Origin of the sequence: Winogradskyella aurantiaca (genome assembly GCF_003362725.1) — a bacterium.
Classification (GTDB): Bacteria; Bacteroidota; Bacteroidia; order Flavobacteriales; family Flavobacteriaceae; genus Winogradskyella_A; species Winogradskyella_A aurantiaca.
Genome location: NZ_QKTV01000006.1, coordinates 133,826 through 149,220, shown reverse-complemented (window position 1 = coordinate 149,220; position 15,395 = coordinate 133,826). Strand labels below are relative to the sequence as shown.

Here is a 15,395-nt window from a genome sequence, read left to right as displayed (position 1 = left end):
ATGAATTATTTAAAAAACACATTAAGAATAGTTGCGTTTTTATTAGTTGGGACTCTATATGCTCAACAACAAGCCAATTACTCTTTATATAACTATACAATGAATGTCATCAACCCGGCTTACGCCGGGGCCGATGGCAGGACAGCATTTACTTCTAATTTTAGAAGTCAATGGATAAATGTACCAGATGCTCCTGAAACTCAGAGTTTCTTCCTGGCAGCTCCTATCAATGATAATATTGGTTTAGGAATAACAGTTGTACGAGATAAGGTGTTTATAGAAAGCTCAACCAGTTTAAATGTTGACTTTTCATATAGACTTCAATTAAATGAATCTTTGAATCTGTTTCTAGGTTTAAAGGCTGGTGGAAGTACTTATAATCTGGATACTAGCCGCATTACCTATATAGGAATTCAAGATGATCCTATTTTGGGTCAGGTGGATACCAGCTTTAGACCAAACGTTGGATTTGGAGCTTACCTTAAGCATGATAAGTATTTCGTGTCTTTTGGTGCACCTGTTCTAATCACCCACAAACGTTTAGACGAATCCGAAGGAGTGCGTACTGAGAATACCAATGCACCACATATTTATTTGTCTGGGGGGTATGATTTTGACTTAAGCCCTACGGTTGAGTTAAGACCATCAGCAATGTTTAGATATGTAACTGATGCTCCCTTAGGAGTGGATATTACTGCTGCAATTAGACTTTATGAGCGTTATGAACTTGGTGTGATGTACCGAACCGAAGGTGCTGTGTCTGGTGTAATGATGCTTAATTTAGCAGACTGGTTTGATTTAGGCTATGCTTATGAGGCTGTAACGGCAACTGAGTTATCTAGTCTTAATAACGGAACGCATGAGGTAGTTTTACGTTTTACCTTTGCTAATAGAAACAAGACAATGTCAGACAATGATGCCTCAACTGAGGAGTAAAGTACTGAGTTGATGAATATAAAAAGGCACCTAATCCAGGTGCCTTTTTTATTTACCGTTAAATGTATTCATTGTTATTGAAGAGCCTGCCAGACCAAACGATTTAATGAGGTCTATTGATTTGTCCAGTCGTTCTGGCATTAATTTGAGTTCTTCTTCTCCCCATTTTCCTAGCACATAATCCACCTGCTTGCCCTTGGAAAAACTGTTGCTAATCCCGAACCTGAATCTTGAATACTTGGTCGTACCTAATTGCTGCTGAATATCTTTTAAGCCATTATGACCACCATCACTTCCTTTAGTTTTTAGTCGTATAGATCCAAAAGGCAGGTTTAAATCATCGGTTACCACTAACAAATTTTCTAATGGGACCTTTTCTTTAGTCATCCAGTATTTTACAGATTTACCACTTAAGTTCATATAAGTACTGGGCTTTATAAGAACAAAGGTTCTACCCTTAAGCTTGTACTCACATCTATCACCAAGTTTAACAGTCTCAAATTTTAGGTCCTCTTTAATTATTAAATGATCTAAAATTTTAAAACCAATATTATGCCGCGTATCTACATATTCAGGTCCAATATTGCCAAGACCTACGATGAGAAATTTTTTCATGTAGTCAAGCTCCTCCTTCTGTTTAAGTCCAAATAGATGTTTAACAAATCCAAGCATCAAATAATTTTGATAAAAATAAAAAAGCATCTTTAACTCAAAGAATTAAAGATGCCCTATTATTTCGAGAATTAATTTCTTATTCCTGAGACGCTTCCGCTGCTGCTTCTGAAGGAGCTTCTCCTCCTTCAGCTGCATCATCATCTTCATCCTCGTCTTCATCTGAAACGTCCATAGCCGCTCTAGAGCGTCTTACTTGACATACCACGGTGTTGTCTGGGTGAAGTAATGTGTAATCGTCATTCTCAAGAGCAGTTACATACAACTTCCCTCCAATTTTTAGAGGAGTAATATCTGCCTCTATAAAGTCTGGTAAGTTAGCAGGAATGGCCTTAACACGTAATTTTCTTAAGTTACGTCTTAAAACACCACCGTTTAAAACACCTTTTGAGGTACCGATTACGTGAACAGGAATGTTCATGGTGATTTCCTTATCATCATAAATTTGATAAAAATCGACGTGAAGGATTTTGTCTGTTACTGGGTGGAACTGGATATCTTGCATAATAGCGTTGATAGAAGTTCCATTGTCTAAGGCAATTACAACTGTATGCGCATCTGGTGTGTATACAAGTTTTGAAAAAGCCAATTCTGGTGCAGAGAAATGTAATGGCTGTTCACCCCCGTATAATACGCAAGGAACCTGACCAGCATTACGTAAGGCTTTTGTTGACTTCTTGCCCACGCTTTCTCTTTGAGATCCATTAATTGTAATTGATTTCATTTTTATTATTTGTGTTTAATTATTTACATTATAAATCGTGAACTTATTGACTCATTACTATGAACTTTATTCATAACATCAGCAAAAAGTTCAGCACAACTCAAAACCTTAATTTTTGGATGACTTTGTTTAAGGGGGATTGAGTTGGTGACTATTAATTCTTCAAGTTTAGAATCACTTAATTTTTCATAAGCATTACCTGATAAGATGGCGTGCGTACAAATGGCTCTTACACTCAAAGCACCGCGTTCCATCATAAGGTCAGCGGCCTTGGTTAATGTACCTGCTGTATCTACCATATCATCCACTAATACTACATTCTTACCGGTAACATCCCCAATTAATTCCATGTGGGAAATAACATTAGCCTTGGCACGTTGCTTGTAACAGATAACCACATCACTTTCGAGTGCCTTTGAGTAGGTGTAGGCGCGTTTAGAGCCACCCATATCAGGTGAGGCTATGGTCAAATGATCTAAATTCAAATTCTTCAAATACGGGAAGAAGATGGTAGATGCAAACAAGTGATCAACTGGCTTTTCGAAAAAGCCTTGAATTTGATCGGCATGCAAGTCCATGGTAATGATTCGTGTTGCCCCAGCAGCTTCCAACATTTTGGCAATAAGTTTGGCTGCAATTGGGACTCTTGGCTTGTCCTTACGGTCTTGTCTTGCCCACCCATAGTAAGGCATAACCGCGGTGATGTGTCTAGCCGACGCACGCTTAGCAGCATCAAGCATTAAAAGCATCTCCATCAGATTTTCTGAACTAGGGTGTGTTGATCCAATGATAAAAATGCGTCTTCCACGAATCGACTCTTCATAGGACGGTTGAAATTCACCATCACTATAGGTTGAAGTGATGACATTACCAAGCTTAACGCCAAATTGTTCAGCAATTTCTTCTGCAAGTTCTCTACTCTGTGAGCAGGTAAATATTTTAGCTTCGGCCGGTTCGTAGGACATTTGAAATCAGTCTTTTAAAATTCTTGATGCGCTTTTGTAAAACGCGGTGCAAATTTAGTAATTTATTTGAGCCTAAAAAGCATAAAACCTAGTATTTTTAGTTGTTCAGGGAGATTTATTTTTTATTTTTGCAGTCCGTTTTGCTCAAGTGGCGGAATTGGTAGACGCGCTGGATTCAAAATCCAGTTCTTTCGGGAGTGTGGGTTCGATTCCCACCTTGAGTACGAATAAATCAAAAAGCAAGCTAAAACATAAAGCTTGCTTTTTTGTTTGTATCAGCTTCTTTAAATTACTTCACTTTATTCTAGGAGGATGCGTGCCGGCTGCCTATATTTAGAGCTTGGTTTTTAACCAAAGTCTATCATGGATGCCAGAGACCATTTAAACGGGGCGGATCCCGAAAAGCCTTATGAGTAGGGGTTAATTGTTATTTATTGATATGATTAAAAGAAGTATTAAACTACTAAGCTGTACTGTTCTTAGCGCCTCTTTATTGACATCTTGTTATGTGTACACTGATGTTGTAGGGGAAGGGGCTCAAGGCAATAAAGAAGTTACAGAGTGGAATCACTATGTTGTTTTTGGATTGGCTCCTGTAGATGTATCTGATAGTCAGAAAATGGCTAATGGAGCACAGAACTACGAAGTTACGACCAAGCATTCTTTTGTTAACGGGTTAATAGCTGCTATCACATTTGGGATTTATACCCCAACAGTAACAACTGTCAAGTATTAATTTATGAAGACCGCAGTTCTTCGGGCCTGCGGTTATTTTTTCAACATGAAGAAATTACTCTTTTGGATATTGGCCATTCTTGCCGTGATCCTGTTCTTTAGAATTGCTTCAATTCTAATTTTTGATTTCCAACGTTTGACCGAGTATGGCATGGGATACCTTACTGGCTTGATCATTTTATTCCTACTCTTTGGTTGTGTTTCTTGGGTATTAGGAAAACGTCTCTACGGTCCATCCAATTCGTAAATGCAGAACTCTACACCTTACTTGTTGCGGGTCCAAGAATAAGCTATACAGCCCTTTAAATCATTTCAAAAACACGAGCTCTTAGATTTTGTATCTCATAGCTCGAGTCGATGTATTCTAACAAAATAAAGGCGGTTTTCTTTTCAGCTTTGGACAAGGTTTGAAGATAGTTATCCACTTCCTCATAGTCTCCTTGGCAATACAGTTCTTACAAAATTTCCAGGTAGCTATCGAAATACGATAGTTGGGGCTGTGTTAAAAAGTGCTCTAGTATCATCAATTTGGGGTTTTGAATGGGCAAAGACACGAACATATTATAAATATTTATCATAAATAAAATAAATGTATCATAAAGTCATTATTAACAGGTGTTTATAAAGCTTTAGAGCTACGACATCTGCTGATAGTTGCGATTGAAACGATCCTTTTGTCCTTCTGATAGTTTTTATGGATTTGTAGTATCTTCAACCACCTAAGGTACATGGTTATGAGGTGTTATTTACTTATGATTTTTTGTGTATTTAGCCAAATACTCATGGCGCAATGGCCTGTGTTTAGTGAAGTGAGCTCAGCCAAAGGTATTGCAGATGTTGAAGCCATATCATATTTGTATGGTAATGGGGCTGCTATTGCTGATTATGATGGTGACGGTGATCTTGATTTTTTCTTGTGTACTGAGGGTGGCATTGCAGATAAATTGTACCAGAATGATGGTGCGGGTTTTTTTACGGATGTAGCAGATCAATTAGGATTGAGTTCTACAAAAAGAACGCGCGTTGCCTTGTGGTTGGATTATGATGGTGATGAAGATCTGGATTTAATTAGTCTTAGTGATTGCTATCTGGAGGGTTGTGATGACCCTATAACCATAAGTTTTTATGAGCAGCGCAATAATGGCTCGTTTACTGAGGTATCCAAAGATATTGGCCTTGAACTTGGTGATAAATACGATACCAATCTGAGTATTGCCCCCGGTGGTTTGGCGGCTGGTGATCTTAATAATGATGGTTATTTAGATTTAATCATCTCTGTATGGGGTGGTCCCATGACTTACTTTGAAAATACATCAAATGGAGGGTTCACGGACAAAAGCGATTCATCCTTATTGGGGCCCGATTTTCAGTACCGATGGCAACCCATGATTGCCGATTTTAATGAGGATGGCTTTCAGGATATTTATATGAACGTGGATTTTGAGGCCAATGAATTTTGGTTGAATAATGGTGACGGTACCTTTACAGATATTGCAGCGTCTAGCTTATCAGACTCAGCCTTTAACGAAATGGGGCTTACCATTGGTGATTATGATAATGATGGTGATTTTGACCTGTACGCCACCAATATTTCAAGAGAAGACAATGGAGAGCTTCGACACAACATTCTCCTGAAGAACCTTTGGTCTTCAACTGGTGTTTTAATTTTTGATGAATTGGCTAATGATTTGCAGTTAGGAGCCAGTGGTTGGGATTGGGGTACAACCTTTTTTGATGCCAATAATGATGGTCAGTTAGATTTAGTCACTACCAATGGGTGGACACCAGACGGCTGGGGAATAGACCTATCACGGTTATGGCTGAACCTTGGTGATGGGCTTTTTGGAGATATCTCCAATACCAGTCAGTTTAGCGATGAGCTGGATGCTACTAGTCTTATGGCCTTTGATATGGATAGAGACGGAGATCTGGATCTGTTGCAAACCCTTAAAGAGAATTCCAGTACCAGCGCTGCGCTGCAGTTATATGAAAATAGCTTGAATGAAACCTCGCAGCCCGGTAATTATATTGTGGTTAAACCGCGTCAGGAAAACGCTAATCATTTTGCAATTGGTACAGTGGTGAAGCTCACCACAGATAATAGTACTCAAATGCGTTTGATTTCTGCAGGGACCAGCTTGTATGGCCAAGAACCGGCAGAAGCCTATTTTGGGTTGGGGGATGCCAATGCCATCATTGAGATTAAGGTGCTTTGGCCAGATCAAACAGAAACCATTGTAAAAGACGTTAATGTCAACCAGGTTCTTACAATAACCAAGCAAAATCTGAGTGTTGATAAGAACCCCATCCAGAACTCCATTCGCTTTTATCCAAATCCTACATCCCAGTTAATCGTTGTGGATAATCTAAGTATGGAGGTGTCCTATAAGATTTTTAATGCACTTGGTCAGGAAGTGACTAAAGGATCCTTGGATACAGAGAATTATACCATTGATATGGAGGTCTTTGGCAATGGTTGGTACTACCTGCGGTTATTTGATAGTACAGGAAAATATTTGGTAAATACACCAGTTATTAAACAATAAGTAGTGTATTTTAATCCAAAGCCTAACGTGATTTAAATTGTATCTTTAAGGCCCAAATCTAAAAACGAACACATGAATGATTTTTGGTTTAATGTTAGTTACGGATTAAATCACGTACTGGATATAAATGGTTACGACCATGTCCTATTTCTTATGGTACTGGCGGTGCCTTATGCATTTAGAGATTGGAAACGTGTTTTAATTTTAGTATCCCTTTTCACCCTAGGGCATACCCTTTCACTCTTCCTTGCGGCTTATAATATTGTGAGTGTTAATGGAACACTAGTAGAGTTTCTTATTCCGGTGACCATTCTAATAGCCGCCCTATATAATGTTTTTACTGCCGGTAAGGCTTCTAAGTCCAAGCGTGTTAATTTATTAATGTTTGCTGCCTTGTTTTTTGGACTGATCCATGGGCTAGGATTCGCAAGAGAATTCAAAATGTTTATTGGTCAAACTGAAGAAAAACTTATCCCATTAATTGAATTTGCCATTGGTATTGAGCTAGCCCAAGTCATTATAGTATTCGTAGTACTATTTATAGGTTTCTTATTTCAAACCCTGTTTCGCTTCTCTAATCGTGATTGGATTCTGGTCCTATCCTCGGTAGTTGTTGGTTTAGTTATTCCAATGATATTAGGTAGTGATCTATTCGTGGCCTTATAAAGTTTGGTAAAACTTTAACTGCCAGTAGATTGTTTATAATAGGCTAAGCATCTATATTCGTTAAAAACATTGCACAACACTACATGTCTCAATCAAAACAAGAACGCTACGATAAAGCGTACTTACGTATGGCCAAAGAATGGGGTAAATTATCTCATTGTAAAAGAAAACAAGTTGGCGCAATTATTGTAAAAGATAGAATGATCATTTCCGATGGGTATAATGGAACCCCAACCGGATTTGAAAATTATTGTGAAGATGAAGAAGGTTATACCAAGTGGTATGTGCTGCATGCAGAAGCGAATGCTATTTTAAAAGTGGCATCTTCCACGCAATCATGTGTGGGGGCAACCTTATATATAACCCTCTCACCTTGCAAAGAGTGTAGTAAACTTATTCATCAGGCCGGGATTGTAAGAGTGGTTTATTCGAAAAAATATAAAGATGCCTCGGGCTTACAATTTCTCGAAAAAGCAGGGGTACAGATAGACTTTATCGCAATAGATTAGAACAGATGGAGAACTCTAAAAAATATATTCCTTTAATAATGGGCATAGCGGTTGCCGTTGGAGTTCTCATCGGGGGTAAACTTAATTTCACGGATACATCTGACCGCTTGTTCACCACTAATAGTAAGAAGGATAAGCTGAACAGGCTTATTGACTATATTGATTATGAATATGTGGACGATGTCAATACAGACAGTATCGTTGACGTTACTGTGAATGGCATTCTGGACAATCTTGATCCGCACTCTACCTATATTCCCAAAAGCGAGTTAAAACGTGTCACTGAAAATATGAAAGGTGATTTTGTGGGGATTGGGGTTAATTTTTATACTTATCGTGATACCATTACAGTTATAAAACCTACCGAAGGTGGTCCTAGTGAGGCTGTGGGAATTAAAGGAGGAGATCGTATTATAATGGCTAACGATAAAAGTCTTACTGGTCGTGGCTTGAGCAGTGATTCTATTATTGCAGTTTTAAAAGGTGAAATCAATAGCCGAGTGCGATTAACAGTAAAACGACCTGGTGAGGAGGAATTAATGGATTTTGTGGTGAGGAGATCTAACATTCCTATTACAAGTGTGGATGCCGCTTACATGTTAACTGAAGATTTAGGATACATTAAAATCAACCGATTTGCGGAAACGACCTATAAGGAATTTAAAACGGCTTTAACCCAGTTGCAAGAACAAGGCGCTACTAAACTGGCACTAGATTTACGGGACAACCCTGGTGGATTTTTAGGCATTGCAGAACAAATTGCAGATGAGTTTCTGGAAAGCGGAAAGATGATTCTGTTTACTAAAAACAAAAAAGGAGCTGTTGAAAAAACAATGGCAACACGACGTGGTGATTTTGAGAATGGAGAGATCTATGTGATGCAAGATGAAAACTCGGCTTCGGCAAGTGAGGTTATTTCAGGTGCATTGCAGGATAATGATAAAGGAGTCATCGTGGGAAGACGTTCTTATGGAAAAGGTCTGGTTCAGCGCGAAATGGCTTTAGGGGATGGTTCAGCCGTAAGATTAACTGTGAGTAGATATTACACCCCAACAGGCAGGAGTATTCAAAGACCATATAATGGAGGAGGTAATAGAGCTTATTTTAATGATTACTACAAACGCAAACGTAATGGGGAGCTGTCAAATGAAGACTTTATAGAAATAGCAGATTCCTTAAAATTCACTACCCCTAAGGGTAAGGTGGTCTATGGTGGAGGAGGTATTATCCCCGATGTATTTGTGCCAATTGATTCTGCTATTGATAATGAAACGATTAACTATTTACAAAGAAGAGGTCACTTTGGCTTTTTTGTATTTGAAGAATTGGAGAAACACCGAGATCGCTATAAAACGGTTTCAAAACGCGACTTCATCGATAGTAATCTAATTAGCGATGATTTAGTAGTGCGTTTTCAGAATTATGTTAATCTGAGAGAAGGAACCAATATCACTTTTGTAGCCTATAACGAGGTCATAAAACGTCTTATTAAGGCAAATTTAGGTCGCCAGCTTTATGATGATAACACCTTTTACGAAATTCTGAATGACGAGGATATCATGGTGGAAGAGGTGATTTTGTTAAGCAAGGAAAACAACAACTTTACTCAGTAACCTTGTCGTGCACTTTACTGTGCGTTCCATTATTCCATCCAGTTAATACATCTGTGGCTACTTGCGCTCCACTGCCAGCGGCAATAGCAAACTGACTGCGCCAACCGGCAATAGTTCCAGCAGCATAAAGACCAGGTGCCACAAGATGATCCGTGTTTTTTAGCCAGATCCGGTCCTTTACCGTCTGTGCTTTTGGATGCGGTTCTATATAGGACGCTAGCCCTCGAATATTTATTAGGCTGGTATAACCTACGGCAATAACAACTTCTCTTGTGGTATAGCTGGATTTATTAGTGGTAACTGTCCAACCATTAGCTATTGGAACAATTTCTTTCACCTTTTCCTTTTCAATTTGATCTACATGAGGGTATAAGGACTGCAATTGTTCTTTTCCAGAATTTAGAATTTTACTGCCTAAAGTTCCAGGAGCGAGTCCCAAGACGTTATTAAAAAGTGCCGATTGCAAATGCGATGTTTTTTGATGCGCTATAAGGCCAATGGTTTTATCGGTGGCGTAGGCCTTGGGATAGGCTGATCCAAGCACAAGAGCACAGGACATGCCTGCAGCTCCTGCTCCGACGATTAGGACATCATATTGCATTAAGATCGTTTTTGGAGTTTCTCAATCTTTTTAGACAAGCGCAATATCTGTAACAAAACAATGGCGCAAAGTGCTGCAAGAATCGTTAATACAGCCGTGAAACTTTCTCCATCAAACAGGTTGTTGAAATCCAGTTTGGTCGCATTAAATGCAATGAGTAAAACTGCGATGATTGTTAAAACGGTGATCAATATTTTCATTTTCACTTAGCTTACGAATTAAACAAACAAGACCTTAATATTTGCCGCAAAGAGCTTCACAGCAATGGCTAACAAAATTACACCAAAAACTTTTCTTATAATGTTAATTCCATTGGCTCCAATCATTCTTTCAATCCGAGCAGAAGTTTTGAGTACAATGTAAATGACTAAGACATTGATAATCACCGCTACAATAATATTTTCCAAAGAGAATTCTGCTCTCAAGGATAACAGTGTTGTTAAGCTACCTGGTCCCGCAATTAAAGGAAACGCCAAAGGAAATATGGAGGCTGTCATCGCCGTATTTTCGTCTTCTTTATAGATTCTCACACCAAGAATCATCTCTAGGGCTATAAAGAATAAAACAACGGCGCCGGCAACCGCAAACGAATTGACGTCAACACCTATAAGTTTTAGAATACTTTTACCTAGAAAAAGGAACAAGATCATAATGGCTCCTGCTATTATGGATGCTTTTTCACTCTGGATGTGACCCACCTTTTTCCTTAAATCTATAATTATTGGAATGTTTCCAATAATATCGATCACCGCAAATAGCACCATGAATGCCGTAAAAATTTCTTTAAAATCAAAGTTCATAACTAGCCTTTAAAATTTGCGCAAAGGTCTAATTAAATTGCTGATTTACAAGATTAAATTACGGTAAAGTTTAGTTATTTTTACCCTCATGTTTCAGCTGGAAAACACCATTATTTCTGAGGATATAATCGATAATGATTTTGTATGTAATCTCAATGCTTGCAAAGGTATTTGTTGTGTTGAAGGTGATGCGGGTGCTCCTTTAGAAAAAGAGGAATTGGAAATTTTAGATCGTATTTATCCCAAGGTCAAACCTTTTTTGAGACCTGAAGGTGTGAAGTCCATAGAGGGTCAGGGAACTTCAATTGTCACGGCCTTTGGTGAACATGAAACTCCATTGGTTGAGGGAAAAGAATGCGCCTATACCATTTTTGATAAATCAGGAAAAGCCATGTGTGGGATTGAGGAGGCCTACAACCAGGGAGTGGTTGATTGGAAAAAACCCATATCATGCCATTTGTATCCAGTACGAACGAAATCGTATTCTCAATTCACGGCTGTTAATTACGATCGCTGGGACATCTGTAGTGATGCTTGTGTTTTGGGAACATCTCTTCAGGTGCCTGTGTATAAGTTTGTAAAAGATGCCCTGATCAGAAAATTTGGGGAGACCTGGTATTCAGAACTTGAAACATTGGCTCAAAACCATTCAAACACTTAATTTTTAAGCGAACTTTAGACCAGTTTCTGACGTTCAATTCACACGCATTTTTTGTTTATCTAGTGCCGGGTTATTCTCATTTAAAACTCCTCAATCATACTAGGGCTTAGAGGCTTTTTTAACATTATTATTCTTATAAAGTTTCCTTAGACAAAAAATTATAAATACCACAATATCAAAAAGTTATGACTTATTGCGGAATTTTTTATACTTCTGAAGAGAAAATGCAGATGTTAAAAACTTGTTGATATTGTTTGACAACTCATCTTTCATTATCATCGACTATTTTCAATCTTTGTTAGTCCCGAATCATTCTATTTTTTCAATAACTTTTAATATACCATCGCATGTCAGAACAACAAGAACCTATATTGCAAGAAAACAAGGATCGATTTGTAATTTTTCCGATCAAACATCACGATTTATGGGAATGGTATAAAAAATCTGAAGCGAGTTTTTGGACTGCAGAAGAAATAGATTTGCATCAGGATCTGACAGATTGGACTACAAAATTGAATGACGATGAGCGATTCTTTATTAAGCACATTCTAGCCTTCTTTGCGGCCAGTGATGGTATTGTTAATGAGAATCTAGCCGAGAACTTTGTTAATGAGGTGCAGTATAGTGAAGCCAAGTTCTTCTATGGCTTTCAAATCATGATGGAGAATATCCATAGCGAGACATATTCCCTGCTTATTGATACGTATGTGAAAGATGAAGCAGAAAAGGATAAGTTGTTTCATGCACTAGAGAACTTTCCAGCTATTAAGAAAAAGGCTGATTGGGCTCTGCGATGGATTGAGTCACCTAGTTTTGCGGAGCGTTTAATTGCTTTTGCAGCGGTAGAAGGTATTTTCTTCTCAGGTGCATTTTGTTCAATCTTCTGGTTGAAGAAGCGCGGACTTATGCCTGGATTAACCTTTTCAAACGAACTAATTTCCAGAGATGAAGGTGTGCATTGTGATTTCGCGGTTCACCTTCATAACAACCACTTGATTAATAAAGTTCCTAAAGAACGTATTAAAGAAATAATCATTGATGCACTTGATATTGAACGTGAGTTTATCACTGAGTCTTTACCAGTAAGTTTAATTGGAATGAATGCCACGCTGATGAGTCAGTATCTAGAATTTGTAACCGATCGACTCCTAACTGAACTAGGTTGCGAGAAAGAATATAATACAGCCAATCCATTTGATTTTATGGATATGATCTCACTTCAAGGAAAAACTAACTTCTTTGAGAAACGCGTGTCCGAATATCAGAAAGCTGGTGTATTGAACAAGGAGGAAGAAAAGGATAAGTTCTCTTTCGATGCTGATTTTTAATAACCGATAGGTTATACCCTAAGCACAAAAGAATTACGAGTCACTATTTGTTGGCTCATTTATAAAAGTAGTTTATAAATCAACTGAGGATGAATACTCCTCCCTAACTAATTAACCCTTATTCTGAAAGGTGTGTCAGAATAGCTAAAACCAAATTAAACCTATGTATGTAGTAAAAAGAGACGGAAGAAAAGAGCCGATTATGTTCGATAAGATCACGGCTCGCGTAAGAAAACTGTGTTATGGACTCAACGAATTAGTGGATCCTGTAAAGGTAGCTATGCGCGTTATCGAAGGTCTTTACGATGGAGTAACCACAAGTGAGTTGGATAATCTGGCAGCTGAAATTGCGGCAACAATGACCACGACGCATCCGGATTATGCACGTTTAGCGGCCCGAATTTCTGTTTCTAATCTGCATAAGAATACTAAAAAATCTTTCAGTGAAACCATGGAAGATTTATACAATTACGTAAATCCAAGAACAGGAAAAAAAGCTCCTTTGTTGTCTGATGAGGTTTATAATATCATTCAAGAGAATAAGGACAAGTTGGATTCTACAATTATATATAATCGTGATTTTGGATACGACTACTTCGGATTTAAGACATTAGAGCGCTCTTACTTATTAAAGCTAAACGGTCAAATTGCCGAGCGCCCTCAGCACATGCTTATGAGGGTGTCGTTAGGGATTCATCTTAATGATTTAGATGCGGCCATAGAAACCTATGAGCTAATGTCTAAAAAGTACTTTACACACGCCACACCAACACTGTTTAATTCGGGTACACCTAAACCACAAATGTCATCTTGTTTCCTTCTAGCTATGAAAGACGACAGTATTGATGGTATTTACGATACATTAAAACAAACGGCTAAGATCTCACAGTCAGCTGGTGGTATAGGTTTGTCTATTCACAATATTAGAGCAACAGGAAGTTATATTGGAGGAACCAACGGTACCTCTAATGGTATTGTACCAATGCTACGTGTTTTTAATGATACGGCTCGTTATGTAGACCAGGGTGGTGGCAAGCGTAAGGGTAGTTTTGCGATATACTTGGAGCCATGGCATGCGGATATTTTTGATTTCCTTGATCTTAAAAAGAATCATGGAAAGGAAGAAATGCGTGCCAGAGACCTCTTTTATGCCATGTGGATTCCAGATTTATTTATGAAGCGTGTTCAGGAAGATGGGACCTGGACATTAATGTGCCCTAACGAGTGCCCAGGATTAGCTGATACCCACAGTGAAGAGTTTGAGGCGCTATACCATAAGTACGAAGAAGCGGGCAAAGGAAGAAAGACCATTAAGGCGAGAGAATTATGGGAGAAAATCTTAGAATCTCAAATTGAAACTGGGACTCCTTACATGTTGTATAAGGATGCGGCTAATAGAAAATCTAATCAGCAAAACCTTGGAACCATCAAGTCTTCCAACTTATGTACAGAGATTCTTGAGTATACCTCACCAGATGAGGTGGCCGTTTGTAATTTGGCATCTATTGCCCTTCCAATGTTTATTAAGAATGGGGAGTTTGATCACAAAGAATTATTTAGAATCACCAAGCGTGTTACTAAGAACTTGAATAGAGTTATCGATAGAAACTACTACCCGGTAATTGAAGCTCAGAATTCCAATTTCAGACACCGTCCAGTTGGGTTAGGGGTGCAGGGATTGGCAGATACCTTTATTAAACTAAGGCTTCCATTCACTAGTGATGAGGCTAAAAACCTAAATCAGGAAATATTTGAAACACTTTACTTTGCTGCGGTTACGGCATCCATGGAGGAGGCTAAGGTTGATGGGCCTTATGAATCTTATAAGGGATCTCCAATGAGTAATGGTGAGTTTCAGCACAACCTTTGGAATATTAAGGATGAGGAATTAAGTGGACGTTGGGACTGGGCAAAGCTTAGAAAGGATGTGAAGAAGCATGGGGTTAGAAACTCATTGCTGGTAGCGCCAATGCCTACTGCAAGTACCTCTCAAATTTTAGGGAATAACGAGTGTTTTGAGCCTTATACTTCTAACATTTATACACGCCGGGTACTCTCAGGAGAGTTTATTGTGGTAAACAAGCACCTGTTGGAGGATTTGGTGGAGTTAGGTCTTTGGAACGAAACCGTTAAGCAAGAGATCATGCGTGCCAATGGATCGGTTCAAAATATTGAGACCATTCCTGATGATATCAAAGAATTGTATAAGACCGTTTGGGAATTGAGTATGAAAGATATCATAGATATGTCTCGCCAGCGTGGTTATTTTATTGACCAATCACAATCCTTGAATTTATTTATGGAAGGTGCCACCATGGCCAAATTAACTTCAATGCATTTCTATGCCTGGAAGAGCGGTCTAAAAACCGGTATGTATTACTTAAGAACCAAAAGTGCGGTAGACGCCATTAAGTTTACCCTCGATAATAAGAAAAAGTCTGAACCTGTTGCTGAAGTGGCAGAGGTTCAGGATAGTGTTGTTACGCAACGTAAACAAAAAGCGGCACAAACAGCTGCTAAGTTTGTACAGGAGACCACAGAGGTAGAACCTATGTCACCTGAAGAAATGAAAGCCTTGATTGAACAGGCTAAAGCTTCTGAAGGTGATGACTGCCTTATGTGTGGTTCTTAGTTGATTA

Annotated in this window: 16 protein-coding genes and 1 tRNA gene; 11 read left to right on the top strand and 6 right to left on the bottom strand. The window is 38.6% G+C overall.

All coding sequences use genetic code 11. From position 1 onward, the window contains the following. The gene (locus tag DN064_RS11190) at positions 1-936 is read left to right on the top strand and encodes a PorP/SprF family type IX secretion system membrane protein (RefSeq protein WP_157962300.1); all 936 of its coding nucleotides are present in this window, start codon (positions 1-3) and stop codon (positions 934-936) included. 48 nt (positions 937-984) lie between these two features. Here DN064_RS11190 and pth read toward each other — a convergent pair whose 3' ends face one another. The 3 genes from pth to DN064_RS11175 all read right to left on the bottom strand — a co-directional run bounded on the left by pth (position 985) and on the right by DN064_RS11175 (position 3,297). After that, positions 985-1,608 (bottom strand): aminoacyl-tRNA hydrolase, encoded by a 624-nt coding sequence (gene pth / locus DN064_RS11185; protein WP_115462815.1) that lies wholly within the window; start codon positions 1,606-1,608, stop codon positions 985-987. A gap of 79 nt (positions 1,609-1,687) precedes the next feature. Beyond that, positions 1,688-2,332, bottom strand: coding sequence for a 50S ribosomal protein L25/general stress protein Ctc (locus DN064_RS11180; RefSeq protein ID WP_115462742.1), 645 nt, complete (start codon positions 2,330-2,332; stop codon positions 1,688-1,690). Positions 2,333-2,355: 23 nt separating this feature from the next. Continuing rightward, a complete protein-coding gene (locus DN064_RS11175; protein WP_115462741.1) occupies positions 2,356-3,297 on the bottom strand; it encodes a ribose-phosphate pyrophosphokinase in 942 nt (313 codons plus the stop codon). 142 nt (positions 3,298-3,439) lie between these two features. On the opposite strand from DN064_RS11175, the gene DN064_RS11170 reads away from it, so the two are divergent. The 7 genes from DN064_RS11170 to DN064_RS11140 all read left to right on the top strand — a co-directional run bounded on the left by DN064_RS11170 (position 3,440) and on the right by DN064_RS11140 (position 9,366). Further along, positions 3,440-3,521 (top strand) — tRNA-Leu (locus DN064_RS11170). Between the two features lie 215 nt (positions 3,522-3,736). Beyond that, positions 3,737-4,033 (top strand): Bor family protein, encoded by a 297-nt coding sequence (locus DN064_RS11165; RefSeq protein WP_115462740.1) that lies wholly within the window; start codon positions 3,737-3,739, stop codon positions 4,031-4,033. A 3-nt stretch (positions 4,034-4,036) separates the two neighbouring features. Further along, a complete protein-coding gene (locus DN064_RS11160; protein ID WP_157962299.1) occupies positions 4,037-4,279 on the top strand; it encodes a hypothetical protein in 243 nt (80 codons plus the stop codon). A gap of 535 nt (positions 4,280-4,814) precedes the next feature. Then, positions 4,815-6,578, top strand: a complete 1,764-nt coding sequence (locus DN064_RS11155) for an FG-GAP-like repeat-containing protein (RefSeq protein ID WP_198659441.1) — start codon at positions 4,815-4,817, stop codon at positions 6,576-6,578. 72 nt (positions 6,579-6,650) lie between these two features. Beyond that, a complete protein-coding gene (locus DN064_RS11150; protein ID WP_115462737.1) occupies positions 6,651-7,244 on the top strand; it encodes a HupE/UreJ family protein in 594 nt (197 codons plus the stop codon). Between the two features lie 83 nt (positions 7,245-7,327). Beyond that, complete coding sequence (locus DN064_RS11145) at positions 7,328-7,753, top strand: deoxycytidylate deaminase (protein WP_115462736.1); 426 nt, start codon at positions 7,328-7,330, stop codon at positions 7,751-7,753. A gap of 5 nt (positions 7,754-7,758) precedes the next feature. Beyond that, positions 7,759-9,366, top strand: a complete 1,608-nt coding sequence (locus DN064_RS11140) for a S41 family peptidase (protein ID WP_115462735.1) — start codon at positions 7,759-7,761, stop codon at positions 9,364-9,366. On the opposite strand, the gene DN064_RS11135 is transcribed toward DN064_RS11140, so the two are convergent. The 3 genes from DN064_RS11135 to DN064_RS11125 are packed head-to-tail and all read right to left on the bottom strand — an operon-like array spanning position 9,356 to position 10,767. After that, on the bottom strand, positions 9,356-9,967 hold the full coding sequence (locus tag DN064_RS11135) for an FAD-dependent oxidoreductase (protein ID WP_115462734.1): 612 nt from the start codon (positions 9,965-9,967) through the stop codon (positions 9,356-9,358). The two genes, DN064_RS11140 and DN064_RS11135, sit on opposite strands and share 11 nt — an antisense overlap. Next, on the bottom strand, positions 9,967-10,167 hold the full coding sequence (locus tag DN064_RS11130) for a hypothetical protein (protein ID WP_115462733.1): 201 nt from the start codon (positions 10,165-10,167) through the stop codon (positions 9,967-9,969). Before DN064_RS11130 ends, DN064_RS11135 begins: the two co-directional genes overlap by 1 nt. An 18-nt stretch (positions 10,168-10,185) precedes the next feature. Beyond that, a complete protein-coding gene (locus tag DN064_RS11125; protein ID WP_115462732.1) occupies positions 10,186-10,767 on the bottom strand; it encodes a MarC family protein in 582 nt (193 codons plus the stop codon). Positions 10,768-10,855: 88 nt separating this feature from the next. Here DN064_RS11125 and DN064_RS11120 point away from each other — a divergent pair, with 88 nt between their 5' ends. From DN064_RS11120 to DN064_RS11110, 3 genes are all read left to right on the top strand, one after another. Next, positions 10,856-11,428 (top strand): DUF3109 family protein, encoded by a 573-nt coding sequence (locus DN064_RS11120; RefSeq protein WP_115462731.1) that lies wholly within the window; start codon positions 10,856-10,858, stop codon positions 11,426-11,428. A 347-nt stretch (positions 11,429-11,775) separates the two neighbouring features. Beyond that, entirely contained in the window at positions 11,776-12,756 is a 981-nt protein-coding gene (locus tag DN064_RS11115) for a ribonucleotide-diphosphate reductase subunit beta (protein WP_115462730.1), read from the top strand. Between the two features lie 163 nt (positions 12,757-12,919). Further along, the gene (locus tag DN064_RS11110) at positions 12,920-15,388 is read left to right on the top strand and encodes a ribonucleoside-diphosphate reductase subunit alpha (RefSeq protein WP_115462729.1); all 2,469 of its coding nucleotides are present in this window, start codon (positions 12,920-12,922) and stop codon (positions 15,386-15,388) included. Positions 15,389-15,395: the final 7 nt, after the last annotated feature.